The 25041-nt window shown below is 62.8% G+C and carries 20 protein-coding genes; 6 read left to right on the top strand and 14 right to left on the bottom strand.

Annotated features, from left to right (window positions below; all coding sequences use genetic code 11):
• The first annotated feature begins 122 nt into the window (after window positions 1-122).
• The 4 genes from CAG22_RS07230 (at window position 123) to CAG22_RS07215 (ending at window position 6125) form a co-directional block, all read left to right on the top strand.
• Entirely contained in the window at window positions 123-2990 is a 2868-nt protein-coding gene (locus tag CAG22_RS07230) for a dermonecrotic toxin domain-containing protein (protein WP_085705068.1), read from the top strand.
• Window positions 2991-3167: 177 nt separating this feature from the next.
• Window positions 3168-4724, top strand: a complete 1557-nt coding sequence (locus CAG22_RS07225) for a flagellar hook-length control protein FliK (RefSeq protein WP_085705066.1) — start codon at window positions 3168-3170, stop codon at window positions 4722-4724.
• A complete protein-coding gene (locus CAG22_RS07220; protein ID WP_075045906.1) occupies window positions 4721-5062 on the top strand; it encodes an EscU/YscU/HrcU family type III secretion system export apparatus switch protein in 342 nt (113 codons plus the stop codon). The genes CAG22_RS07225 and CAG22_RS07220 overlap by 4 nt, the downstream gene beginning before the upstream one ends.
• Before the next feature lie 91 nt (window positions 5063-5153).
• Window positions 5154-6125 carry a GlxA family transcriptional regulator gene (locus CAG22_RS07215; RefSeq protein ID WP_085705064.1) on the top strand — a complete coding sequence of 324 codons (972 nt, stop codon included), beginning with the start codon at window positions 5154-5156 and terminating at the stop codon, window positions 6123-6125.
• Window positions 6126-6135: 10 nt separating this feature from the next.
• Here the strand turns inward: CAG22_RS07215 and CAG22_RS28490 are convergent, their stop codons facing one another.
• The 6 genes from CAG22_RS28490 to CAG22_RS07185 form a co-directional block, all read right to left on the bottom strand.
• Complete coding sequence (locus CAG22_RS28490; RefSeq protein WP_170929278.1) at window positions 6136-6579, bottom strand: hypothetical protein; 444 nt, start codon at window positions 6577-6579, stop codon at window positions 6136-6138.
• A gap of 555 nt (window positions 6580-7134) precedes the next feature.
• Window positions 7135-7362, bottom strand: coding sequence for a hypothetical protein (locus CAG22_RS07205; RefSeq protein WP_025340057.1), 228 nt, complete (start codon window positions 7360-7362; stop codon window positions 7135-7137).
• Window positions 7355-8620 carry an aminotransferase class I/II-fold pyridoxal phosphate-dependent enzyme gene (locus tag CAG22_RS07200; RefSeq protein WP_085705062.1) on the bottom strand — a complete coding sequence of 422 codons (1266 nt, stop codon included), beginning with the start codon at window positions 8618-8620 and terminating at the stop codon, window positions 7355-7357. Before CAG22_RS07200 ends, CAG22_RS07205 begins: the two co-directional genes overlap by 8 nt.
• 50 nt (window positions 8621-8670) lie before the next feature.
• Window positions 8671-9900: an MFS transporter gene (locus tag CAG22_RS07195; RefSeq protein ID WP_024087451.1), complete on the bottom strand. Its 1230-nt coding sequence runs from the start codon at window positions 9898-9900 to the stop codon at window positions 8671-8673.
• A 23-nt stretch (window positions 9901-9923) separates the two neighbouring features.
• Entirely contained in the window at window positions 9924-10646 is a 723-nt protein-coding gene (locus CAG22_RS07190; RefSeq protein WP_075045910.1) for a TenA family transcriptional regulator, read from the bottom strand.
• A 75-nt stretch (window positions 10647-10721) separates the two neighbouring features.
• On the bottom strand, window positions 10722-11297 hold the full coding sequence (locus CAG22_RS07185; protein ID WP_013973573.1) for an N-acetyltransferase: 576 nt from the start codon (window positions 11295-11297) through the stop codon (window positions 10722-10724).
• Between the two features lie 233 nt (window positions 11298-11530).
• On the opposite strand from CAG22_RS07185, the gene CAG22_RS07180 reads away from it, so the two are divergent.
• Window positions 11531-14284, top strand: a complete 2754-nt coding sequence (locus CAG22_RS07180; protein WP_085705060.1) for a dermonecrotic toxin domain-containing protein — start codon at window positions 11531-11533, stop codon at window positions 14282-14284.
• Window positions 14281-17145: a dermonecrotic toxin domain-containing protein gene (locus CAG22_RS07175; RefSeq protein WP_085705058.1), complete on the top strand. Its 2865-nt coding sequence runs from the start codon at window positions 14281-14283 to the stop codon at window positions 17143-17145. The genes CAG22_RS07180 and CAG22_RS07175 overlap by 4 nt, the downstream gene beginning before the upstream one ends.
• Before the next feature lie 56 nt (window positions 17146-17201).
• Here CAG22_RS07175 and CAG22_RS07170 read toward each other — a convergent pair whose 3' ends face one another.
• The 8 genes from CAG22_RS07170 to CAG22_RS07135 form a co-directional block, all read right to left on the bottom strand.
• Window positions 17202-17597 (bottom strand): DUF2802 domain-containing protein, encoded by a 396-nt coding sequence (locus CAG22_RS07170; RefSeq protein WP_025340064.1) that lies wholly within the window; start codon window positions 17595-17597, stop codon window positions 17202-17204.
• Between the two features lies 1 nt (window position 17598).
• Window positions 17599-18078, bottom strand: a complete 480-nt coding sequence (locus tag CAG22_RS07165) for a chemotaxis protein CheW (RefSeq protein WP_003254393.1) — start codon at window positions 18076-18078, stop codon at window positions 17599-17601.
• A gap of 41 nt (window positions 18079-18119) precedes the next feature.
• Window positions 18120-19013: a CheW domain-containing protein gene (locus CAG22_RS07160; RefSeq protein ID WP_025340065.1), complete on the bottom strand. Its 894-nt coding sequence runs from the start codon at window positions 19011-19013 to the stop codon at window positions 18120-18122.
• The gene (locus tag CAG22_RS07155) at window positions 19013-19801 is read right to left on the bottom strand and encodes a ParA family protein (RefSeq protein ID WP_025340066.1); all 789 of its coding nucleotides are present in this window, start codon (window positions 19799-19801) and stop codon (window positions 19013-19015) included. Before CAG22_RS07155 ends, CAG22_RS07160 begins: the two co-directional genes overlap by 1 nt.
• A 221-nt stretch (window positions 19802-20022) precedes the next feature.
• On the bottom strand, window positions 20023-20880 hold the full coding sequence (gene motD, locus CAG22_RS07150) for a flagellar motor protein MotD (RefSeq protein WP_075045915.1): 858 nt from the start codon (window positions 20878-20880) through the stop codon (window positions 20023-20025).
• Window positions 20881-20883: 3 nt separating this feature from the next.
• Window positions 20884-21624 (bottom strand): flagellar motor protein, encoded by a 741-nt coding sequence (locus CAG22_RS07145; protein WP_025340068.1) that lies wholly within the window; start codon window positions 21622-21624, stop codon window positions 20884-20886.
• Window positions 21624-22757, bottom strand: coding sequence for a chemotaxis response regulator protein-glutamate methylesterase (locus tag CAG22_RS07140; protein WP_025340069.1), 1134 nt, complete (start codon window positions 22755-22757; stop codon window positions 21624-21626). The genes CAG22_RS07145 and CAG22_RS07140 overlap by 1 nt, the downstream gene beginning before the upstream one ends.
• Window positions 22758-22803: 46 nt before the next feature.
• A complete protein-coding gene (locus tag CAG22_RS07135; RefSeq protein ID WP_085705056.1) occupies window positions 22804-25032 on the bottom strand; it encodes a chemotaxis protein CheA in 2229 nt (742 codons plus the stop codon).
• Between the last annotated feature and the right edge of the window lie 9 nt (window positions 25033-25041).

Below are 25041 nucleotides of genomic sequence, written 5' to 3'. Positions count from 1 at the left end.
GGCGCACAAACCCTCGCGGCGAGCATGCCCGGTGTACTGTCTCCCGGCCAATAAATACATACCTCCAGATCTGTCGCCCCAGGCTCGACCATGCCAACTCCTTCACATGGCAGGTCCAAGACATGACAACTCATTTGCACCCATCAGCGGCCCAACACACGCGCAAATACCTCACCCTGATTCCTCGCCCAGATCGAGTCGCCGCCGAAAAAATAAGGCAGTGGTACAAGACTCAGGAAACCGATCTCGATCCCGACACCACATTGGCAGTTACCTTGCACTACAAGCCCAACCCCGAGGGGGGCTGGCTAGCCCAAGTGGTTGAGCAAATTCCGCTCAGTCAGGCCCTGTTGTCCAAATGGCAAGATCAATCCAATAGCGTGGAGAACATTTCACTTGCCCCCCTTCTCCGCCCCACGGCCCTAGTCGCCCTCGACCTCATAGGCCTTTTCAAGGAATGGAGCCTTACGCAGGAAAGCTGGTCTCAGGCCTTTTCCGATGGTCACGTGCATATCGTCGATCGACTCCCCCAAGGCGGCCTCTTTGGCGAGATCGAAGACCATTTGGTGTATCAAGGGCTCTTCCAGAAGACCGAGCCCATGCAATACAACCGCCAGACGCAGATCATCACCGACACGCAAGCGTTTCAACAATTCATCTGGAATTTGAACTTTCATGAAGAGTTCATCGCCCAGTTGAACGACTATTGGCTGCACCAATTTGACGATTTCGCCATGCTGGCACGCGTAAACTTCATCGCCGCCTGCAACAAGCAGGTCGAGGAAGGTAGCCTGAGCCAAGCGGGGTGCGAGCTGGCCTGGCGCTCGGCCGGTATCGCCAACGACGATGACTCGCAAACCGCGCATGACGGCCAGGTTGAGGCACGCATGCTCAACTTCTATGGCTATGTCGCTACGGATATTCCTTGCCTCACTGATCGGGCCTCAGGCCTGACCCTGCTCTATATACCTGGCAACTCTTCGCCAGTGCATGAGTTTGCCAACCAGGGCGCAATGAAAATCTGGTTGGTAGAGCAGTGCAAGGATGCCGAAAAGTGCAAGGCGTTGATGGCGCATTTCCGTCTCGAAGACCTGCAAAGCGGGCTTAGCTACTCGGGGTTGCAAGCCACGCTCGAAGGGTTGGGCAATTACCAGGGCACGCGCTACCTGTACATTGACAATCTGATCGTGCCAGCGCGCGGCTGGTCCCCCCAATACATCAACTACAAGGTCGAGACCTACAGCCCGGTGATAGCGGGCAGCCTGTTCGACCATATCGCCTTGCGGCACAAACAGCGCAGCTACGAAGATGCACAGTTTTTGATCACCAGCAACAGCGACCTCATCAAGGCCAAATGGCGAGGTTATCTCAACCTTACGCTGACTCTGCTCGCGCCCCTGTCGCTTCTGGTGCCCGGGCTGGGATGGCTGATTGCTGTTGGTGGCATCGCGCAGTTCGGCGTTGGGCTTGATGAAGTGATCAATGGCAGGAACCTGCAAGAGAAACTGGATGGCGTCACCAACATCGCATTCGGTGCACTGTGTGCCGCGCCGCTGCTCGGAGAGCTGAGAGCCGGCAGCCAACAACTGTTCCGGGCACAATACGACGGTTTTATTGCCCCTCGCAGGATAAATGGCCAGATCGGCTACCCGCTCAGCCCAACCCGGCCGCCAAGACCCCGCTGGGGTGGTAGAAACTTTCAGGCGTACTTCGAGCAGCCGATGCCGGTCGAACCGCTCCCCCCTCATGCAGGCGAAACAGTAATCCGCCGGCAAACCACCCATGCGGGCATGGACACGCTGATAGATGTGCATAATCCGGAAACGGACTTTGTCTACGACCTGAATGCCGACGCGTTTGTCAAGTCAAGCGATGTGGGTGAAGCTGCACCTACCCGCTTCATCGCCGAGAACGCTAGGTTGCGCACATACCAACCGGCATTCAACGGCCCTCGCAACGTTAGCAACGCCATGCGCGAAAGCACGCTGCGCAGTCTCGGTATAGAACTCCCGCTCCCCGTCGAAGTGCCGAGGGTCACCCACGTAAATCAGCTGCCTATCCCCAAGAGAGTGATCCATCTATGGCCCAGCGGTGATCCCATCTCGCCGGCGTCGCTCGCGCATGTCAGCCGCAATTCCAGGCTGCTCAACGAGAGCGGCTTTGCTCATGTTCTTTACCTGTCCAACGCAAACTATGACGCCTTCGTCATGAATAGCCGCGCCTTGGCCCGCGTCGCTCCCGACCTGCAGGTATTGCCCCTCGAACACCAAGGTTTCTACCGCGAGATGGGGTACTCCAAGCGCTATTACGATGCCGCCATGGAGGGACCGGAGCGCGGGTCCTCACACATAACCGCAGCCAATGACATATTGAAATACCATGCGCTCTATCACGAAGGCGGCTTGTACATGGATATCAACAATGACCTGCTGGCACCGTCTGATCATCCTGCGGCGGCAGGTATCGTCAATGCCCACGCACCCAGCGACTGGATCGGCAATGTGCCGTTGGAGGCATCGCCCGACGGCCTATTGCTCGAGCAGCCGAGCTCCAACCCATTCAGAGGCGCGCATCAGCAATACAATACCAGCGTAATTGGCAGCCATCCCCGCAACCCGTCCTTGCGCAGGGTCATAGACGAAATGGAACGTCGGCTGGACTCCCGCCCAGGGTTCTTCAGCCAGAAACAGAACTGGCCGGCCCAAGGAGCCTGGGGCGCCAAGTACGCCACCTATGCCAAGGCGCTGAGTAACTTGACCGGTATTGAAATGTTCAATCACGTCGTTGACCGGGCCTTGCCTGCTTATCGGCAAATGAAACAGATATACAAGCTGCTCAGCTGCCCGCTGCTGGAAACACCTACGCTGCTGGGCGCGGACCTGAGGCCAGTGTCTGATGAAGAGCTGCAAGCCAGCCTCCAGTCACTGTTCCGCGTGAACCGAGTTGTGCGAGTGAACAACGGGTTCGCCTGGAGGAACCTGAATCACTGAGACAACGCTGGACGTGTGCCGGCCTGGGGCTCATAGCTCCAGGCCAGCACGCTTTCCGGGCTCCCGCCTCAAGTCGCTGTCAGCGCTGCCGTTATACTGGCAACAACAGGCGGACTGCATGACGACACGCAGCGCCACGCTGCGAACCAGGCGAGCTCGAAAGGTTGTAGACCCTACATGAGTGAAATCAACAGTCTCGGCGCACAAACCGCGATCAGCCCCCAGGCCATCAAGGCGGGCATGACCGGCGAACTGCTCCGCCTGACGCAACCGCAGCCCGGCTTGATGGCCCCCGGCGAGACCGCGCAGGCCGAGGTCATGTCGTTGCGCCAGGTGGGCCAGGACTTTCAGCTGGTGCTGCGGCTGATGCAGGCCAACGGCACCCAGACCCAGCTGCAAGCCAGCGCCAGCCAGCCCCTGCCCCAGGGTAGCCAGGTCACGGTCAGCCAGACCGAAAGCAACCGCCTGGCGATCATGCTGCAGCAGGCCAGCGCCAGCCAGGTCGCCACCCTCACTCAGCTGGACACCAGCAAGGTGCCGGTCGGCACCCTGCTGCAGGGCAAGGTGCTGACCAACCAGGCGCTGGCCCAGGCGCCCGGCCAGCCCGCCGTCTACCGGGCGCTGGTCAGCCTGCTGAACAGTGCCCAGGCCGGCGCAACCCTGAGCGTGGACAGCCCTCGACCGCTGGCCGTCGGTAGCCTGCTCAGCGCGCTGGTGCAGGGCGACCAGTCGCTGCGTTTCGTACCGCTCAGCGGCCGCCAGGACCAGCTCAGCATTGCCCAACAGCTGCTTACCCAGCAAAACCGCCAGGCTTCGCTGCCCGGCCTGCTCAATGCCCTGCAACAGGTGGCCCGCGACCCGGGCGCCGATGGCGAACTGCGAGCCAGCGCCGAACGCCTGCTGGCGGGCCTGCCGGAAGCCCGGCAACTGGGTGATGCCAAGGCAGTGGCCCAAGCCCTGAACAACAGCGGTACCTTTCTCGAAGCCAAACTGCTGGGCGGCCTCCCGGCCAGCGTCGCCACCGACCTCAAGGCGCACTTGCTGCGGCTGATCACCGTCGCGCCGGCCAGCATACCCGGGGCGCCCAACCTGGCGCCCGCCAGCCTGGCCGTAACCATGCCGGCCCTGGCCCGCAGCGCGCTGGGCATGCTCGAACGGGTCAGCCCCAAGCCGCAGCCGGGCGCATTCCCGCTGCCGTCGCGCCTGCTCAAGGCCATGGAAGACGAAGGCGACCTGCAACAACTGCTGCGCCTGGCCGCCGCTGCCGTGTCGCGCCTGCAAAGCCACGCCATGAGCAGCCTGCAACAAACCGGTACCCTGGAAAACGGCAACCTGCAGACCACCTGGCAAACCGAAGTGCCGATCCGTCACGGCCAGGAGTTCATCCCGTTGCAGGTCAAGCTGCAACGCGAGGAAACGCCACAACAGCAAGCCGACCGCCAGCAGGAATCAGCCGACCCGCTGCAAGCCCTGTGGCGTATCGAGCTGGCTTTCGACCTCTCGCCCCTTGGCCCGGTGCAGGTCCAGGCACAACTGAGCCAAGGCCGCCTGGGTGGCCAGCTTTGGGCGGAACGCGAGGCGACAGCCCGGCTGATCGACAGCCAGCTCGGCAGCTTGCGCGAACGCCTGTTGGCGCGGGGCCTGGATGTAGGTGATCTGGAATGCCATCCTGGTATCCCGCCACAAGGCCCGCGTACGCGGGTTGAACAACGCTGGGTGGATGAGAACGCATGACGCACCAACCTGCACGGCAGGCGATTGCCCTGTTCTACGACGGGCAGCAAGCCCCTACCCTCACCGCCAAGGGCGACGATGCGCTGGCCGAGGCCATCCTGGCATTGGCCCGCGAGCACGAAGTGCCGATCTACGAAAATGCCGAGCTGGTGCGCCTGCTGGCGCGCCTGGAGCTGGGGGACCAGATACCGGAGGCGCTGTACCTGACCATTGCCGAAATCATCGCCTTTGCGTGGCACCTGCGGGGCAAAGTGCCTGCGGGCTTCGATGACGAACCTGCCGCCCCAGGGCCTACCCCACCGCTGCTCGGAAGGCTGCCCGGAGGCGAAGGCGCCTGACCGCCATGGTATCCATGCAAATTGCCTTTTTGCGCCATATTGGTAACGTGCCGTTCAAGGTCAGGCGCTTGGCGATGTAAGGAATACTGTAATGCGTACCATCTGGTTCTTGCTGCTCCCGGGCACCCACATCCTTGATCTCGGTGGCCCGTTACAAATCATGGCGAGCCTCGAAGAACTCCAGCTGGCACCGGTGAACGTACGTTGCATAGCCGCCAGACAACAGGTCACCAGTTTCCAGGGCGTGACACTGAGTGGCCTGCACCAGTTGCCTGAGCGGCTCGCGCCGCAGGACTTGCTCTTCGTGGTGGGCAACAAGCTCTCTGCGACACCCGCCGAAACAGCGATATTGACCGCCACCGCCCTGTGGCTGGCGAAGGTGATCAGGCAAACGCCGGATATAAAGCTGTGCTCCATATGCACCGGTGCGTTCCTGCTGGGCGAAGCTGGCTTGCTGGATGGCCGACAGTGCACCACGCACCATCGTTACGTCGACTTGCTTCGAACGCGCTACCCAGCAGCCAAAGTGCTGGAGAACCGCCTGTTCGTCGAGGACGATGGCGTGTTCACCTCGGCAGGCGTGTCCAGCGGAACTGACCTGGCACTGCACATCGTCAGCCTGGAGTTTGGCAAGGTAGTGGCCAACCAGGTGGCGCAGGAGCTGGTCATCTACCGTCGCCGCGCTGGCGAAGATGTGCAGCTGCGCGCTGCAGACCTGGCGCGCAACCACATCCACCCGCTGGTGCATGCGGCCCAGGACTACATCGATGCAAACCTGGGTACCCACTTGAGCTTCGAACAACTGGCCAGCCAGTTCAATGTCAGCTACCGGCACCTGGCGCGACTGTTCCGCGACAATACCGGTCAAACGCTGCAGAGCTACCTGCGCACCCAACGCATCGACCTGGCCCGTGAGCTTTTGCGCAGCAGCCACCTCAACGTGGAACAGATTGCCGAACGTTGCGGCTACGGCAGCAGCCATGCCTTTCGCCTGGCATGGCGCCAGGAAATGCCGCAACCGCCCCTGCAGTTTCGCCATGCTCTCGCCCACGAGGACGCCTAGATTTCGACTGCTACCGCTCGCTTATCGCAGTCGGGGCGAAGCTTTCGGTGAAGAACTCCACCACGGCCTGGCGCGAAGCGTCGCGCGCTGCCGGGTCAGGTGCCGAATGCCCCACGCCGCCCTTGCCACGGTGCAGGAACGGATCCTGGTACTCCTGGGCGGCCTCCAGCCCATTGAAACCGTGCTCTGCGCCGGGGTATACCAGCACCTGCGCACGCGCCTGATCTTCGCTGGGCAGGTTTGAAATCAGCGACGGGCAGGCACGCGGGTCATCGTCGTACTGGTCGTTTTCGCCTACCAGCACCAGCAAGCGAGCCGGGGCCAGATGCTTGAAGGTATAACCCGGCACATGGTTGTAGCCCCAGCACACGGGGTAGAACGCTGCCATCGAGATGGGGCGAATACCTGAGGCTTGCTCCAGCTCGTCGTTGATGGGCGCAGAGGCGGCGAGCATGGCCTGTACGCCCCCCCCAGGAAAACCCGAGCACTCCCACGCGCTGGCCGTCGACGCCAGGCTGCTTGGCCAGGTAAGCCAGGGCGCCTGCCAGGTCCGGCAGGGTATCGTGCACGCGTGGCGGGCGCCCTTGTGCACCGCCAGTGAGCCTGCGCGCGCCCCACATATCCAATTCCAGCGTTGCGATACCGCGGGCATTGAGGTCACCGCCATGCAAGGGACCGCGCGAATCCATCCCCGCCGAGCCATGCAGGATGATCACCGCCGGTACCGGGCCCGCGGTTTTAGCCGGCAGCGACAGCACAGCCGGAACCCGAATCGGTATCGCCTTGCCGGCGGATGGCAGTGGCTGACTATAGAAAGAGACGAGCCGTTTGCTGACCGTGGCAACGGTGCCGCTATCGATGGCAGCGACCTCAGCCCGAGCCGTTGCGAACTGAAGGGCACAGCCCAGCACCAAGCTGATGGCCATTACTTTGAACATCTGGTTACCCCTGAACGTCATGAGCGGGTGTTGAACCGGCACCCGTTATAGAAAATTGGCGGTGCCCGGCATCAGCCACACATCGCCATTGCTGCCAGGCCGTCGACATGCCATTGGGTGAATGCCAACGGGTCGAGCATCGCCATGCCCGCCATCACGCAACTCGCCAGCACGAAAGCCACGGCATAGAAACGCACTTCCTTCGCGCAGGACGTGCCATACACCGCGATCAATGCAAGGATCTGCACACCCACGGCGAACACGCCAATGCCGAATCCTGAAGCGAGCAGTTCAGCCATTGAACACCGCGTTCCGGTTATGGCCGACCGGCGCTGCCATGGATGTCTGCAAGGACACGGCGTGGAAAGCCTGTTGCAGGTCGGCCTTGATATCGTCCACACGCTCCAGGCCGACGCACAACCTGATCAAACCATCCGAGATACCCGCCTGATACCGCGCCTGTGCGTCCAGCCGCCCGTGTGTGGTTGTGGCTGGATGCGTGACCATGCTGCGGGTGTCGCCAATGTTGGTGCAGCGCGCCACGCAACGCAGTTGGTCAATCCATTGCCAGGCTGCGGCCTGGCCCCCGACGATCTCGAAAGCCAACAGCCCCCCATGGCCGTCCTGCTGGCGGCATGCCAATGCATGCTGGGGGTGGTGCTCCAGGCCGGTGTACTGCACCGCGGTCACCAGCTCCTGGTGGGTAAGCCAGCGGGCCAGCTCGAAGGCGCTCTCCTGCGCCCGCATCATCCTGACTTCGAGCGTTTCCAGGCTTTTGAGCAGCAGCCAGGCGTTGAACGGGCTGCAAGAAATACCCAAGGTACGCAGAACACCCCGCAACACCTGCATCAGGCTTTGCGACCCCGTCACGACGCCCGCCAATGCACGCCCTTGGCCATCCATGTACTTGCCAGCGGAGTGGATGACCAGGTCCGCTCCCAGTGTGTGTGGCCGCTGAAAAACCGGGGTCAGCATGGTGTTGTCCACCACCAGCAACGCCCCTTTTTCATGTGCCAGCAAGCTTACGGCGCGGATATCACCGATTTTCAGCAGCGGATTGGAGGGCGACTCCAACACCACCAGGCGGGTCCTGCCGTCGATTGACGACTTCCACTGCGCCAGGTCTGTCAAATCGACGAACCGGGCCTCGATCCCGAAACGGGCCATGTAGTAGCTGAAGGCATTGACGGTAGTGCCGAACACGTCACGGCTGCAGACGATGTTGTCGCCTTGCTGGAGAAAGGCGTGACAAAGCGCGGTGAAAGCGCCCATCCCGGAAGCGAACGCCACTGCGCTTTCAGCGTTTTCCAACGCTGCCACACGGCTTTCAAACGCTTGCACGGTCGGGTTGGTGAAGCGGCTGTATACATTGCCCTGCTGTTGCCCGCTGAAGCGCTCGCAAGCCTCTTTCGCTGAAGCGAAGGTATAAGCGGACGTCATGGCCAACGGCTCGCAGAACACATCGGACAGGTCACTGACCCGGTGAGCATGCAGTGCCCCAGTTGCATTGAAATCAGTTGCGTTGAAACCATCCAGGCCAATCACGGTCGATTGCATGGTTTTGCGCCTCCTTGTTTGTATTGAACAATGCGCAATTGATCGGTGGACTATTCAGGTTCGGCGAGTTGAGCAGCCAGGGTTTCGCTTGATGGGCGAACCGCTATCAGCCACAACGATGCCAGGGCAGCCACCGCCGTGGCCGTGGCCAGGCCGGCCAAGGTCAGCTGATAGCTTTGATGCCGGTCGAAATCCAGTGCGCCCAGCTGCGTGGCCACCAACGCGCCAAGTTGATGTACCAGGAACAGCATCCCGAACACCTTGCCTTTGATTTCGGCGCCATACAGCGCGAAGCAGAAGGCAGATGTGAGCACCACCGTTCCGAGGTAACTGGCGCCAAACAGCACAGCGAACACGTACGTTCCAAGGGGCCCGGGCGTGGTCAGCAGCACGATGACCGCAGCGGTTCGCAGCAGGTAGAACATCATCAGCAGCAGGCCCTTGTTGTAGCGGGTAGCCAACCAACCCGCGAGCAGGCCGCTGACCAGTTCCAGCACACCTAACAGGCTCAGGCCGCTGGCCTGCACCGAACTGGGCAGCGCCTCACCCTGCCAGAACGACACCAGATGAACATCGATGAACGCCATGGTGGCACCACAACTGGCGAAACTGAGGGCCAGCACGAAGAAGCGCGGGTCACGCAGCAGAAACATCACCGGATGCCTGACCTTTGCCGCCTGCGGGTCGGGCTTCAACGGCACGGTGCGGGATACCCAATACAGCGCCAGGCTCAAAGGCACCAGAAAGATCAGGCCAACCCAGGAGAACACCGACTGCCAGGGCACGCTCTGCTGCAGCATGATCCACAACGGCGACAGCACGATGAAGCCAATGGAGGTGCCGTTGGTGACGAATGCGAAAGCGAAGGCCTTGAACCGTTCAGCGACCAGGCGATCGACCAGAATACCCATGGGTACATAGGTCATCGCAGCGAGGGCAAAGGCGCCGAGCAGGCCATACAACAGGGTGAACACCAGCAGGTGCGTGCCTGCGAATGTCACGCCCAGCAGCACCACCCCGCCGCTGACACTGCCCAGGGCCACCGTGCTCAAGGGCCCAACCCTGTCGCTCAGCCACCCCACCACGGGCGATACCAGGCCAATGGTCAGGACGAACAGCGATCCTGCGGTAGCCAAGGCTGCGCGCCCCTCGCCAAAGTGGGAGGCCAGGTCGACGAAGTAGACTTGGTACAACCCCTTCAAGGCGCTGGACAGAAACATCACCACGAAGCCGACGACCAGCACCGAGACGATCAAGGTAGAGCTGAATTTCTGTTTCATGGCCAATCCTTATCGTGTGGGCATTACACCGCCTCGGCCTGCGGAGCTCGGCAATACGCCTGGTACATGTTTTCGTACATTGCGTAGAACAGCTGGCAGGTGTGGTCTACAGCCTGCAACGCCTCTTCTTGCATCTGCGCGGTGGTGCACAACTGCGAGACAAGGTCCAAGCCTTCATTGACGTGGCCCACGTCTTCCTTCTGGTGCACCGAGAAGAACAGCAAGTCTTGTTCGGCCAGGCCATAGGCACGCCCCAGCAACACATGCCGTGCATCTCCAGCGACGGTCTCGAGGTTTTGCCCTTCGCTGGCGATCATCACTGCTGCCGCACCAATGTGATAACGCGCCGGGTCACGTACCGCCTGCAGGCGGAAATCGATCAGTTCCCAGGTGGCTGGCAGCGGCTGCTCGGCATCACGCTCGGCATCGCTGATGCCGAGCGCCCTCAGGAAATTCTGCATGAGCACGACATGGTTGTCGGTGCGGGAAAGCCGGCCGGTTTCTTCTTCGAAACAATTGGTGATCAGTGCCCGCTTGTGGGCAGGCAACGGGCAATGAAAGAACAAGTGCTCGACATAGGTCAGGAAATACTTGGTGAGCTGATAGCCTTGCAACGCGACCTTGCGCAGCAGCGGCCTGTTGCCCTCAGGCGCAAGCAGTTCCTTGAATATCGGGTGGGACAGGGTCAGATGGTGGTGCAGTTTCTGCTCCAGCTGATCGCGAAAGGCTGCAGTAGATAAGGCCATTCAGGGTGTTCCTTGGGTGAGAGAGGCAGGTGCCGTTGACCGCGATGGCCACAGGCAGAGTCGACGAAGGGCAACTCAGTCCAGGTTGAGTCGCAGCGCAAGGCTTTCCACGGGCTGGGCCATGTAATGGCCGCGATGCTTCACGCCATCGACACGTGCGTAGTCGTCCAGCACGCCGTAGGTCTGGAAGCCGAAGGTTTGCCATAACCGGTGTGCACGGGTGCCCTCGCGTACATCCAGGGTCAACAGCTCGATACCTTGGGCCTGGCACAGGCGCACGACTTCGCTGAAAGCCCGTGCCACCAGGCCGGTCCCGCGATAGGCCGGATGCACCACGCCTTTGCTCAGGTCGGCAATATGCCGGCAGTTCGGCATGCTGCTGCGCGAAACAATGACAAGGCAGGCCGGCCCCGCCATTGCCTGGCCGAGCAGGACATGGGTATTGCCGCCATGGATGCGCTCTTGCAACGAGGCCGTGAATTCGACGCTCTGCCCGGCAGACATCTCGTGCTCGTAACCCAGAACACCGCCATCGCCAACCGTGCTGTTGATCAGTTGCATGATGGCCGGCGCGGTATCGCTGTCGGCCTGACGCAACCACTGCAACTGTGGCTCGCCAGGGGCCACCTGCTTTGAAGAGAGGGTGTTCATTGCGTAAATCCCTTGTGCGTACAAGCAGGGATTTAAACGTTTAAGTGCGATGCCGGGTAAGAAGGGAACCGGACAGGAAGCGGAAGGATAGTGACATCCACGACCAAAATGCCATCAGCGCCCGAGGGCCAGGGGGGACGAGATCGGCCAGGCGCCGTACCGACATATCTACCACCGTCTTTTCGTGCCCCTGTTTCAACCTTGCCGGCTTCATCTCAGCGCAAGGTACCCCCATGCATTCGACTCGCATCAACGTGATGGGCACGCATTACGTTATAGACCACCTCGGCCATGTGCCTCGCCCCGATCGTGAAGCCAACCGCGCCATCCGCAAATGGCTCGCAAAGCAAGGCCATGACCTGGACCCGGACCAGCTCGACGTCGTTACCCTCCACTACTGCCCGGACGGTGCAGGTGGCCAGCTGGCCGCGATCAGCCAGCGCACCAGCCTGCCCCAGGCACTGCTGGGCAACTGGCAGGGCGAGTCGGCCAGTGACGTGTTCGGCAAGCTGCTGCAGGCACCCTGGGCCGGTGCATTACCCGCAGGCCCGCTACGGTTGGTGGAAACCCTCCCGGCACCCGGCTTCAATCACTACGGGGCCCCCTTCGAGGTATTCAACGGCCTGTTCCGGCGCACTGCCCCGCAACGCTACGACGCTTCCACCCATTTGCCGGTAAGCGCCGAAGCCTTCCAGCAGTTCATCAGCAACCTGGACTTCCAGCAGCCTTTCAAGGCGGCGCTGGATGTGTACTGGCGTGACCATCTGCACAGTCACAGGCTGGCGCTGAAGCTCAACTTCATCGCAGCCTGCAACAGACAGGTCAGCGAGGGCAGCCTCAGCGAGCCCGCACGGCAACTGGTCTGGCAAGCGGCCGGGCTGATGCCACGGCGCACCACGCTGCGACGCAGCACCTTGAGCATCTACGGCTATGCCGCGACCGACCTGCTGTACCTGAACGACCCCGCCACCGACCTGACCGTGCTGTATGTACCTGGCAACAGCTCACCGTTGCTGACGTTCAGCAGCGAACGAGAATTGAAGGCCTGGGTCGGCGAACAATGCAAAGACCCGACCAAACGCCAAGCCCTGAAACAGCACTTTCGCCTGGCCGATTGCCCGCAAGGCCTCGATTTCAGCGGCCTGGACACTGCCATGGAGGGGCTGGGCGCCTACCCTGAACGGCACCTGCTGCCTCCCGAACACGGCTATTTCAACGACGACGGCACCTGGCCGCCGCAGACCTATGTCAATTATCGACCAGCCAAGTACAACCCCAAAATCAAGGGCGACCTGTTCCAGGCGTTGGCCGAGCGCCAGCGTCAGCGCAGCTACGACGATGCCGCGTTTCTGATCACGGCTGACAGCGAAGTCATCAAGGCCAGGTGGCGTGGCTACCTGGCCACTACGCTCAACCTGCTGGCGCCACTGTGCCTGGTGGTACCCGGCCTGGGGCCACTGCTGGCCATCGGTGGCATCGCCCAGTTTGGCCTGGGACTCGACCAGGCAATCAACGGCAAGTCACTGCAGCAGCAGCAGGACGGTATCGGCAACATCACCTGGGGCCTGTTCAACGCCTTACCTCTGGCGGCGGGCGCTGCCGCAAGGGGCAAGGCACTGTTCGAATTCAAGGTCGAGGGTTTCGCGCCGCCGACGCGGCTGAATGAACAGATCGGCTACCCCCTGAGCCCGCTCTCGCCACCGCGCTTCCCCGAGCCCGAGGGCGCACGCTACTTCCACATCACCGACCCGATAGAGCCACTGCCTGACTGTGACCAGGCGGTTGCCGACGCAGTCATTCGTACGCCCCAGTACGATGGTGAGCCAGACACCCTGGCAGCGAACATCGATGGCTACAACGCCAGGATGATCTACGACATGGAGCGGGACGTATTCATTCGGGCCGAAGACCTGAACCAGGTCGACCCTGTCGGCTTCGTGGCGGTACCCGGCAACCGTAACCTGAGCCCCGCGCCACAAGGGCGCGTGGTTACCCATGCGATGCGCAGTCGTACACTGCGGGCGCTGGGCGTGGACCTGCCATTGCCGCTACAGGTGCCGGCCAGAGCGCCGGGAAGTTGGCCAATACCCAAGCACATCTCCTGCCTGTGGGTCGGTGACCAGATCATCGGCCCGGAGCTGCTGGCCAACCTGGGCCAGAACGCAGCGCGGTTGCAAGGCAGCGAATACAGCATGCGGTTGTTCCTTTCCAGCTCTGCCCGGCAGGCCTACGCCGAAAACCTGGAGCTGCTGGCCAGTCATGCCCCGGGCTTGCAGGTGCTGCCGCTGGAAGAGCAGGCCTTCTTCAGGGCTTTCCGCCAAAGCAGGTACTACGCGCAGTACGACGCTGCCCTGGATGGCAACGGCGGCGTTGCCCGCAACTATGCATCGGCATGCGATGTGCTGCGCTACCCGATGCTGCACCACGAAGGTGGCTTGTACATGGATGTCGATGACACCTTGCTCGCGCCAGGCGAATACTCATTGATCATCGACGGCCAACCGGTAGGTGCCGCCGGTGAACCCATCGATCAGGTCGAGTTGAGCACGGACGCCAATGGGCTGCTGCTGGTACCGCCCATGTCCAATGAAAAGATGAGCATGAACAGCCTCTACAACTCCAGCCTTATCGGCAGCCACCCCGGCAACCCCACCCTGGAGGCTATTTCCGAAGAGATGTGCGCACGCTACCAGCTCAATCGCGACTTCTACGACAGCAAGCCCAGCCTGGCTGAAGACCCGGGGAACTTCTATGAGTATGCCAGCCGCCTGAGCTACCTCACCGGCCCTGCCCTGCTCAGCGACGTGGTCGACAGGCAGCTGCCGAGCCTGCGTATCCTGCGACAGCTCACCAACCTCTATGGGATGCCGCGCATCAATGCCTACCGGTTCGTCGATCTGCCACGCATGCGCGATTCGGTGCGTACGCTCCTGCCCCTGAACCGGTTTGCCACTGTCGGTGGCAACCATTCCTGGAGCCGAACATGAACCCGCGCCAACCTGTGGTCGGCGCAGCCGGCCAAGACTACGTCAAGGCAATGCTGGGTTCCGTGCCTCGCCCTGACCGCAGTGCCAGTGCAGCCATCCGCGAATGGGCCAGCCAGCAGCGGTTGGACGTGGAACCCGACAACACGCTTGCAGTGACCTTGCATTGCAAGTTCGTTCCCAAGCGGGGCTGGCTGGCCAAGGTCGTCCAACAAATGAGCCTGACCGAAGCGCTGCTTGGCAACTGGCAGCAAAGCGGCTACTCCAAGGTTGCCGAGCAAACCGCACAGCTGCTGCTAAGAGGCGGGACGGCCACCGTCGACCTGCTAGGTGTACTGCCGGAGCTGTCCCTGCCACACGGTCGAGCGCCCTGGGCCCAGGCCTTCAGCAATGGTCAGGTGACGATCGTCGATGAATTGCCAGGAAGCGGCCTGGACCACGACATCGATGTGCACACCGAATTCCATGGCCTTTTCCGCCAGACCGCACCCATGCGCTACGACGCCAGCACTTATGTGCAGTTCGACGCCACGACCTTCCAGTCCTTCATCTGGCAACTCGACTTCCAGGGCGTATTCAAACGCCAGCTCGATGACTTCTGGGCCCATGCCGCCAGCCAGTACAGCGTCAGCGCGTGCATCGCATTCCTCGCTGCCTGCAACCGGCAGGCATTGCGGGGCAACCTCAGTGAACAGGGACGCAGCCTGGCGTGGCGGGCGGCAGGCGTGGAACGCTGGCACCACGGCGCCAGCCTCAGTGCCAACGGGGTAGACGCCAGGTTGCTGAACATCAATAGCTACCCATCAAGCGACATCCTCTGCCTGCGCGATACGCGCAGCCGCCTGACCTTGCTGTACATACCGGGCAATGCGGCGCCGTTGCATGAGTTCGCCACCCCGGGCGCCATGCGTGCGTGGCTTGCCAGGCAGTGCCGCGACGCCGACAAACGGGCAGCCCTGCTTGCCCACTTCAGGGCCTGCGATATTCCGGACAGGATTGGCCGGTCGGGATTGCGTCGGGTACTTCAAGGCATGGGCGATTTCCCGCCCCGCCGGATCATCCTGCCTGCAACCAGCGTGTATCGCCTGGCCAGGGTATGGAACCCGCATACCCTGATCAACTACAAGGCAGACACCTCCAGCCCGCGCATCGAATACAACCTGTTCGAGGCATTGACGGTGGCACAACGTCAACGCAGCCAATCCGACGCCGACTTCCTGATCACGCGCGACAGTGAAGTGACCAAGGCCGCATGGCGCAGCTATTTCTACCTGACCATGAACCTGGCCACACCGTTTCTGCTGGTGGTTCCCGGACTGCTACCCCTGGCTGCCGTGGCCGGGGTGGCCCAATTTACAGTGGGCCTGGACCAGGCGCTGCACGGCAAGGATGTGAACCAACAGCTCGAAGGCGCGGAGCAGGCCGTGTTCGGCCTGCTGAACGCAGCCCCGGGGCTGGCGCGTGGAGTCAAGGCAAGCAAGGCGCTGTTCGGCCAACGCCCCATTGGCTTCATCAAACCGGTGAGGCTCAATGGCCGCATAGGCTACCCGCTGAGCCCGGTCTCGCCGCCACGCTGGCCCGGGCCTGCGATGACACCCTATTTCCAGGAACTGGCAGTAGCGGGCGACGAGGTAGCCGCCAGCTGGTCCGGCACCGATTCACACATTGCCCGCTGCGTAACGCGGCGCAGGGCATTCGGCACGGGTGACGAACTGATCGGCGATGTGGGCAATGGCCCGCACCCGCTCTACTACGACGCCCGACAGGACAGCTTCGTGCTCAAGTACCCCAACGGCACACGCGGCGCCCAGCACTATGTGGCCAGCGCCGATCCGCTGCAGCCCTCGATCAGCCGGCTGCTGCCCGATACGGACCCGTTGCGGGAAATCAGCCCGGCATCGCGCTCGCGTACGCTGCGGGCACTGGGTATCGATCTGCAGCTGCCCGTCGACCTCGATGCCCTGGGGACTGCACCAGGCATACCCGTCCCCAGGCAGGTATTTCACATCTGGCTGGGTGACAGGACGATCGCCGGTGATTACCTGGCTGCGCTCGACAACAACGTGCAGGCACTGCGAAACAGCGATTTCACGCTCAAGCTCTACCTCTCCAACGCAAACCCTCAGGCATTCGAACGCAACATGACCCTGCTACAGGCCCGCATCGACGAGGGGTTGAAGGTTGCAGTGCTGGAGCAGCAGACCTTCTATCATCAATTCGCGGCAAGTGAATACTTCGGCCAGTACCAGGCTGCGCTGGAAGGGAATGGCGGTGTGGCGAGCAACTTCTCCTCGGCCTCGGACATCTTGCGCTACCGCGTCCTGCACAGCGAAGGGGGCATCTACCTGGATATCGACGACCATCTGCTGGTCGAGCCGGACGCAACCGGGCAGCTGCGGGCAAAGATCGACAGCGTACCGCTCACCACGCCCCTCGACGGGCTGCTGCTGAGGAGCCCGGTGTGCAATGCGCAATTGGGCATGTATACCAGCTACAACACCAGCATGATTGGTAGCCGCGCTGGCAATCCGGTGCTGAACGCCATTTCCGACGAGATCCTGGCCCGCTACCGCACCCCGGAGGGCCAGGCGTTCTACGAGGCCCCCAAACCGCCGCGACAGCATGCGGCGGCATTCCAGGCCTATACCGAAAGGCTCAACACGCTGACCGGGCCTGCGGTGCTCAACCATGTGATCGACCAACGTCTACCTGAGCTGTACACCTTCAGGCAGGTGGCGGACCTGGCAAACATGCACACCCTGAACTACGACGCGCTGCTGGATGAAGCAGCACAACGGCGTGCAGAGCTGCGGCTTCTACCACTGGAAGAGGTCGCAATGGCGGGGAACGCACAGGGCTACTGACTGCCGGGCGAGCTTGCGCGGCCACTGTATCAGGGGCCGCGCAATGCTCATGGCAATCAGTTGCTGCGATGCAGCTTGCTCATCAGCTCCGCCTCGGCCTGGGTCAGGCCGCAGCTTTCGGTCAGCTCGGCCACGCTGGCGCCCATGCCCACCAGCTTGGCCGCCTGGGTAAAGGTGACGTTGTGCGGGTCGCGCTGCTCCAGCTGCTGGATCTTGTCTGGCAGCGGGGCAACCGCCACGCGCAGGTCGTGCAGCGCCTCGCCCATGCGCACGGTACCGTTCTGGTAGTCGTCCAGGCGCTTGGCGAGGTCCTTGATGCGCTGGTCACGCAGGGCATCACCCTCGGCCTGTTGCGCGGCCAGCTCGCGCTGGCGCTTGCTGTAGTTGAGGAAGAACCACAGGCTCAGCGCCCAGACCAGCGCCAGGAAGATGACAGCAACCTGTAGGATCAACTCAGATGTTCTCCAGCTCGGACCACTCTTCCTCGGTCATCATCTTGTCCAGCTCGACCAGGATCAGCAGTTCGCCATTCTTGTTGCACACGCCCTGGATGAACTTGGCCGATTCTTCGTTACCCACGTTCGGCGCGGTCTCGATCTCGGACTGGCGCAGGTACACCACCTCGGCCACGCTGTCGACCAGGATACCGACCACTTGCTTGTCGGCCTCGATGATGACGATACGGGTGTTGTCGGTGACTTCGGTCGGCATCAGGCCAAAGCGCTGGCGGGTGTCGATCACGGTCACCACGTTGCCGCGCAGGTTGATGATGCCCAGCACGTAGCTTGGCGCACCCGGCACCGGGGCGATCTCGGTGTAGCGCAACACTTCCTGCACCTGCATCACGTTGATGCCGTAGGACTCATTGTCCAGACGGAAGGTAACCCACTGCAGGATCGGATCTTCGGAACCTTGTGCAGACGACTTTTTCATTCCCCTACCCTCAAAATCCGCCATCGGCGGTGTATTCGGTGTCATTTCTGTTTGGCATGCATCTGCTTGACCGCACCACTGGCGATCAGCTCGGCCAGTGCGGCGACGTCGAGCAGTGCACACATGTGTTCAATCACCGTGCCGGCCAGCCACGGGCGCTGGCCACGCTGGCTGCGCCACTTGATCTCGGACGGGTCCAGGCGCAGCGAGCGGCTGACCTGGTGCACGGCCAGCCCCCATTCGTAGCCCTGCACGGAAATCACGTATTGCAGGCCCTGGCGAAAATCATCGCGGTAGCGGTCGGGCATCACCCAACGCGCGGTATCCAGCACCTTCAGGTTGCCGGCCTGGCAGGTCAGGATGCCGAGGAACCAGTCGGGCTGGCCGAACAGCGGTGTCAGTTCCTGGCCAGCCAGGGTGTAGATCGAACCCAGGCACACCAGCGGCACCGCCAGGGTCAGGCCCGCCACGTCGAACAGCAGGCATTCGAACGGCTCGGCGGCCCAGGCCGGGCGGCCATCGACCGTGGCCGGGGGCACGGGCACCTGCGGCGCCGGCAGGTGCACATCCACCAGCGGCACTGCCGGTTCCACGGTTTGCTCTTCGACCAGCACCGGGATGCTGGCTTCGGCCACCACTTCGCGCTCGACCACCGTCACCACCGGTGCTTCCACCGGCATCACGCGAGGCAGCACCGCCAGCCTGGGCTCGGCGAACGGCCGTGGTGCGGGGCTGACGGTCGCTTCGGCTGACGCCGGCCTGGCTTGCTGCAAGGCATCACGCGCCTGCTCTTCGCGCACCGCTTCGGCGAACTCGTCCGCCGCCGCTGGCGCCTCGAACAGGTCTTCGGCTTCGGTGGCCTCCTGCAGCAGGCCGTCGAGGTATGACTGCAGGGCCATCTGTGGTCGGGTATTGGTTTGCCGGGTCTGGGTCATCAGGCCACCTGCGCTGCAGTCTTGTAGGTCAGCAGGTGCTTGAGCAGCGCCCGATAGGCAATCAGCCCGCGGCTCTTGCTGTCGAACTGCGAGGGCGTGACGCCCTTGCGGCTGGCATCGCGCAGGCGCGTATCCACCGGGATGTAGCCCTGCCATACATGCTGGTCGTAGGTGTCACGCAGCAGCTTGAGCGTGGCCAGCGAGGCCTGGGTGCGGCGGTCGAACAAAGTCGGCACGATCTGGTACGGCAGCGCCTGCTTGCGCGAGCGGTTGACCATGGCCAGGGTACCGACCATGCGCTCCAGGCCCTTGACCGCGAGGAATTCTGTTTGCACCGGGATCACCAGTTGCTGGCTGGCTGCCAGGGCATTGACCATCAGCACACCGAGCAAGGGTGGGCTGTCGATCAGGGCAAAGTCGAAATCCTGCCACAGCTGCGCCAGACTCTTGGCGATCACCAGGCCCAGGCCGTTCTGCCCCGGTGACTGGCGCTCCAGCACCGCCAGCGCGGTACTCGACGGCAACAGCGAGATGCGTTCGTCACTGGTAGGCAGCAGCAGTTGCCCGGGCAGGCCCTCGGGCACCGCGCCCTTGTGCAGGAACAGGTCGTAGCAGCTGTGCTCCAGGGCATCGGGGTTGTGCCCGAAATAGCTGGTCATCGAGCCGTGCGGGTCGAGGTCGACAACGACCACGCGCTTGCCGGCCTCGGCCAGCAGGCCGGCCAGGGCGATGGTAGTGGTGGTCTTGCCGACGCCACCTTTTTGATTGGCTACTGCCCAGACTCTCATCAAGCAAACTCTATCTATTGATTTGGCAGGGACACTGCTGGGGCAACTGTCTTGCTCAACATCGGAAGCTGGCGCGATCCCTGTGGGAGCGGGCGCGCCCGCGAACACCGGCGCAGCCGGTGCCATTCACCGCATCGCCTGATTCGCGGGCTCGCCCGCTCCCACAGGGGACAGTACTGCATTCAAATTTGTGTTCGTGGCAACGTCGGGGAATTGACGGATCACTGCCCCGCCACCGTTGCTGGCGTAGCCGGTGCACTTTGTGTGCCAGCCCGGCGCAATGCGGCATCCGGCGTGGCATTGGCACTGCCCGAGCCCGTCAGGCTGCGGCGCACTTCGAGGTTGCGCGAAATCACCAGCACCACGCGGCGGTTGCGCGCACGGCCTTCGGCAGTGTCGTTGCTGGCGACCGGCTGGTACTCGCCATAGCCGACCGAGGCCATGCGCGCCGGGTTGACCCCTTCCATGGCCAGCAGGCGCACGATGCTTGCCGCCCGCGCCGATGACAGCTCCCAGTTGGTCGGGTACTGCGCGGTGCGGATCGGCAGGTTGTCGGTAAAGCCTTCGACGTGCACCGGGTTGGCGAACGGCTTGAGAATGCCGGCCACCTTCTCGATGATGGCAAATGCCTTGTCGCTGGGCATGGCATCGCCACTGCCGAACAGCAACGAGGAATTGAGCTCGATCTCGATCCACAGCTCATTGCCGCGCACCGTCATCTGGTCGCTATTGATCAGGTCGCCAAAGGCATCGCGCACATCATCGCTGATGGTTTTCAGCGGGTCGACACTGGTCGCCCCAAGGCCTGCATCGGTCTGCTCGCTGTCCTTCACCAACGGCTCGGCCGGGCGCACGCTCAGCGGCCGCTCTTCACCGATGGGGATCGGCTTCATGCTGCGCTCGGGGTCGTTGAACACCCCGAGCAAGGCCTGGGAAATGACCTTGTACTTGCCCTCGTTGATCGAGGAAATCGAGTACATCACCACGAAAAAGGCGAACAGCAAGGTGATGAAGTCGGCGTACGACACCAGCCAGCGTTCGTGGTTTTCGTGTTCCTCGGTATGACGACGGCGACGCATGGGTTACTCCATGAAGCCTTGCAGCTTCAGCTCGATCGAGCGCGGGTTCTCACCCTCGGCAATCGACAGCAGGCCCTCGAGCAGCATCTCGCGGTAGCGCGACTGGCGCATGACGATGGCCTTGAGCTTGTTGGCGACCGGCAGCAGCACCAGGTTGGCGCTGGCCACGCCGTAGATGGTCGCGACGAAGGCCACGGCAATGCCGTTGCCCAGCTGCGACGGGTCGGCCAGGTTGCCCATCACGTGGATCAGGCCCATCACCGCACCGATGATGCCGATGGTCGGCGCGTAGCCGCCCATGCTCTCGAACACCTTGGCGGCCTGGATATCACGGCTTTCCTGGGTCAGGAAATCGACTTCGAGGATGCTGCGAATGGCCTCTGGCTCTGCGCCATCCACCAGCAGTTGCAGGCCCTTGCGCGCATACGGGTCAGGCTCGCTGTCGGCCACCCCTTCCAGGCCCAGCAGGCCTTCCTTGCGCGCGGTCAGGCTCCAGTTGACGACGCGGTCGATCCCGCCCGCCAGGTCGACCCGTGGCGGAAACAGGATCCAGCGCAGAATCTGCAAGGCACGCTTGAACGACGACAGTGGCGACTGCAGCAAGGCCGCAGCCAGGGTGCCGCCCAGCACGATCAGTGCCGCCGGGCCATTGATCAGGGCGCCGACATGGCCGCCTTCGAGGAAGTTGCCACCGACGATGGCGACAAAGGCGAGGATCAGGCCGATCAGGCTGAGCACGTCCATCAGACGCACGCCTCCACCAGGTGCTTGCCGATTTCGTCCAGGCTGTACACCGCGTCGGCCAGGTTGGCCTTGACGATGGCCATGGGCATGCCATAGATCACGCAGCTGGCTTCATCCTGGGCCCACACCGTACTGCCGCCCTGCTTGAGCAGGCGCGCACCTTCACGGCCATCGGCGCCCATGCCGGTAAGCACCACCGACAGCACCTTGTCGCCATACGACTTGGCCGCCGAGCCGAAGGTGATGTCCACGCACGGCTTGTAGTTCAGGCGTTCGTCACCGGGCAGGATCTTCACCGCGCCACGGCCGTCGATCATCATCTGCTTGCCACCTGGGGCCAGCAGGGCCAGGCCCGGGCGCAGCATGTCGCCGTCCTCGGCTTCCTTGACGCTGATGCGGCACAGCTTGTCCAGGCGCTCGGCAAAGGCCTTGGTGAACGCCGCCGGCATGTGCTGGATCAGCACGATCGGCGCCGGGAAGTTGGCCGGCAACTGGGTCAGCACCCGCTGCAGGGCGACCGGGCCACCCGTGGAGGTGCCGATGGCCACCAGCTTGTAAGGCTTGCGCTTGGGTGCCGGCGAGTGTGCTGGCGCCGCAGCCGGGGCCGCCGCACGGGCAGGCGCAGGCGTGCGCGCGGCTGCCGGGCTGGCGAAACTGCTGGTGGGTGCGTGGCTGCTGCCTGCCGGCGCAGGTGCGGCAACCGGCGCATGGCTGGCGTAGCTGCCAAAACGGCGGTTGCTGCGGGAAATGGTATGCACCTTCTCGCACAGCAGTTGCTTGACCTTGTCGGGGTTGCGCGAGATGTCCTCGAAGTTCTTCGGCAGGTAATCCACCGCACCGGCATCCAGCGCATCGAGGGTGACACGGGCGCCTTCATGGGTCAGCGACGAGAACATCAACACCGGCGTCGGGCAGCGCTGCATGATGTGCCGCACCGCGGTGATGCCGTCCATCATGGGCATTTCGTAGTCCATGGTGATGACATCGGGCTTCAGCGCCAGCGCCTGGTCGATTGCTTCCTTGCCGTTGGTCGCGGTACCCACTACCTGGATCGTCGGATCCGCCGAGAGGATTTCCGAGACGCGGCGGCGGAAGAAACCGGAATCATCCACCACCAGGACCTTGACTGCCATAAACACTCCATTAGGCGGCGCAACCCGCCAGGGTGCGCCACCGAAATCAAATACGCCGCGCGGCGTAACGCTTGAGCATGCTCGGGACGTCGAGAATCAACGCGATGCGACCGTCGCCGGTGATGGTGGCCCCGGACATGCCCGGGGTGCCCTGCAGCATCTTGCCCAGCGGCTTGATTACCACTTCTTCCTGGCCAACCAGTTGATCGACGACAAAGCCGATGCGCTGGGTGCCGACCGACAGGATCACCACGTGGCCCTCATGCTGCTCTTCGTGCACCTGGCCCTGGACCAGCCAGCGCTTGAGGTAGAACAGCGGCAGCGCCTTGTCGCGCACGATCACCACTTCCTGGCCGTCGACCACATTGGTGCGCGACAGGTCGAGGTGGAAGATTTCGTTGACGTTGACCAGCGGGAAGGCGAACGCCTGGTTGCCCAGCATCACCATCAGGGTGGGCATGATCGCCAGGGTCAGCGGCACCTTGATGACGATCTTCGAGCCCTGGCCCTTGGCCGAGAAGATGTTGATCGAGCCGTTGAGCTGGGAGATCTTGGTCTTCACCACGTCCATGCCCACACCGCGGCCGGACACGTCGGAAATCTCGGTCTTGGTCGAGAAGCCCGGGGCGAAGATCAGGTTGTAGCAGTCCGACTCGCTCAGGCGATCGGCGGCATCCTTGTCCATCAGGCCCTTTTCCACGGCCTTGGCGCGCAGGATGTTGGGGTCCATGCCCTTGCCGTCGTCAGAGATCGACAGCAGGATGTGGTCGCCTTCCTGCTCGGCCGACAGCACCACGCGGCCGGTGCGCGCCTTGCCGGAGGCTTCACGCTCTTCGGGCATTTCCACGCCATGGTCGACAGCGTTGCGCACCAGGTGCACCAACGGGTCGGCCAGGGCCTCGACCAGGTTCTTGTCGAGGTCGGTCTCTTCGCCGACCAGCTCCAGGTTGATCTCTTTCTTGAGCTGGCGGGCCAGGTCGCGCACCAGGCGCGGGAAGCGGCCGAAGACTTTCTTGATCGGCTGCATGCGGGTTTTCATCACCGCGGTCTGCAGGTCGGCGGTGACCACGTCGAGGTTGGACACGGCCTTGGACATGGCCTCGTCGCCGCTGTTCAGGCCCAGGCGCACCAGGCGGTTACGCACCAGCACCAGTTCGCCGACCATGTTCATGATCTCGTCCAGGCGCGCGGTATCGACCCGCACGGTGGTTTCCGCTTCGCTGGCGCCATGCTTCTCGGCAGCCGGCGCCGGGGCGCGGGGTGCTGCGGCAGGTTTGCTGGCAGGTGCCGGTGCCGGCGCAGCAACTGCGGCTGGCTTGGCCACGGGCTGGCTGTCGGTCTTGGCCGCGACCGGCGCTTGCACCTTGGCCGCAGCCGGGGCTTCGACGGCGGCAACGTCGCCACCGAACTTGCCCTTGCCGTGCAACTGGTCCAGCAGCGCCTCGAACTCGTGCTCGCTGATTTCGTCGCTGGCTGCGCTGGTGTCGGTTACGGCAGGCGTCGGCGCCTTGGCAGCGGGCAAGGCATCGGCCTGGAAGGTGCCCTTGCCATGCAACTGGTCCAGCAGCGATTCGAACTCGGCGTCGGTAATTTCGTCGCTGGCCGCTTCCGGCGCGCTGGCAACCGGCTGCGCGGCAACCTCGGCGCTGAACTGGCCTTTGCCGTGCAACTGGTCGAGCAGCGACTCGAACTCGGCGTCGCTGATTTCGTCACCCTCACCGCTGACGGTCTCGCCCTGCATCTGCTCGTCGGCCGCAGCTTGTGCCTTGACCGCATCGAGCGAATCGAGCAGCTGCTCGAACTCGCTGTCGGTGATGTCCTGCTCCTCGGCAGGCGCTTCGGCAACCGGTGCCGCAGCGGCAGGCACTTCAACGGCTTCTGCGCCACCCGGCTCGGCCAGGCGCGACAGCGCCGCCAGCAGCTCGGGGGTGGCCGCGGTCACTTCGGTGCGCTCGCGCACCTGGCCAAACATGCTGTTGACCGTGTCCAGTGCCTCGAGCACCACATCCATCAGTTCCGCGTCGACCCGGCGCTCACCTTTGCGCAGGACGTCGAACACGTTCTCGGCGATATGGCAGCACTCCACCAGCTCGTTCAGCTGAAGGAAGCCGGCGCCCCCTTTTACAGTGTGGAAACCGCGAAAGATCGCATTGAGCAGGTCGGCATCGTCGGGCCGGCTTTCCAGCTCGACCAGTTGCTCGGACAGTTGCTCAAGAATTTCGCCGGCTTCTACCAGGAAATCCTGGAGGATTTCTTCATCGGCGCCGAAGCTCATCAAACGTGC

It is taken from the genome of Pseudomonas sp. B8(2017) (assembly GCF_002113575.1).
Lineage (GTDB): Bacteria > Pseudomonadota > Gammaproteobacteria > Pseudomonadales > Pseudomonadaceae > Aquipseudomonas > Aquipseudomonas putida_Z.
Note: the sequence above shows the minus strand (reverse complement) of the source record. Positions and strands in the feature narration are given on the sequence as shown.

Coding starts and splice junctions, on each gene's coding strand:
- CAG22_RS07195 (WP_024087451.1), bottom strand. CDS start 9,900: ATGAAACAGAAATTCAGCTCTACCTTGATCGTCTCGGTGCTGGTCGTC.
- CAG22_RS07180 (WP_085705060.1), top strand. CDS start 11,531: ATGCATTCGACTCGCATCAACGTGATGGGCACGCATTACGTTATAGAC.
- CAG22_RS07205 (WP_025340057.1), bottom strand. CDS start 7,362: ATGGCTGAACTGCTCGCTTCAGGATTCGGCATTGGCGTGTTCGCCGTG.
- CAG22_RS07160 (WP_025340065.1), bottom strand. CDS start 19,013: ATGACCCAGACCCGGCAAACCAATACCCGACCACAGATGGCCCTGCAG.
- CAG22_RS07215 (WP_085705064.1), top strand. CDS start 5,154: ATGCGTACCATCTGGTTCTTGCTGCTCCCGGGCACCCACATCCTTGAT.
- CAG22_RS07190 (WP_075045910.1), bottom strand. CDS start 10,646: ATGGCCTTATCTACTGCAGCCTTTCGCGATCAGCTGGAGCAGAAACTG.
- CAG22_RS07165 (WP_003254393.1), bottom strand. CDS start 18,078: ATGAAAAAGTCGTCTGCACAAGGTTCCGAAGATCCGATCCTGCAGTGG.
- CAG22_RS07200 (WP_085705062.1), bottom strand. CDS start 8,620: ATGCAATCGACCGTGATTGGCCTGGATGGTTTCAACGCAACTGATTTC.
- CAG22_RS28490 (WP_170929278.1), bottom strand. CDS start 6,579: ATGCTCGCCGCCTCTGCGCCCATCAACGACGAGCTGGAGCAAGCCTCA.
- CAG22_RS07225 (WP_085705066.1), top strand. CDS start 3,168: ATGAGTGAAATCAACAGTCTCGGCGCACAAACCGCGATCAGCCCCCAG.
- CAG22_RS07220 (WP_075045906.1), top strand. CDS start 4,721: ATGACGCACCAACCTGCACGGCAGGCGATTGCCCTGTTCTACGACGGG.
- CAG22_RS07175 (WP_085705058.1), top strand. CDS start 14,281: ATGAACCCGCGCCAACCTGTGGTCGGCGCAGCCGGCCAAGACTACGTC.
- CAG22_RS07140 (WP_025340069.1), bottom strand. CDS start 22,757: ATGGCAGTCAAGGTCCTGGTGGTGGATGATTCCGGTTTCTTCCGCCGC.
- CAG22_RS07135 (WP_085705056.1), bottom strand. CDS start 25,032: ATGAGCTTCGGCGCCGATGAAGAAATCCTCCAGGATTTCCTGGTAGAA.
- motD (WP_075045915.1), bottom strand. CDS start 20,880: ATGCGTCGCCGTCGTCATACCGAGGAACACGAAAACCACGAACGCTGG.
- CAG22_RS07155 (WP_025340066.1), bottom strand. CDS start 19,801: ATGAGAGTCTGGGCAGTAGCCAATCAAAAAGGTGGCGTCGGCAAGACC.
- CAG22_RS07145 (WP_025340068.1), bottom strand. CDS start 21,624: ATGGACGTGCTCAGCCTGATCGGCCTGATCCTCGCCTTTGTCGCCATC.
- CAG22_RS07185 (WP_013973573.1), bottom strand. CDS start 11,297: ATGAACACCCTCTCTTCAAAGCAGGTGGCCCCTGGCGAGCCACAGTTG.
- CAG22_RS07230 (WP_085705068.1), top strand. CDS start 123: ATGACAACTCATTTGCACCCATCAGCGGCCCAACACACGCGCAAATAC.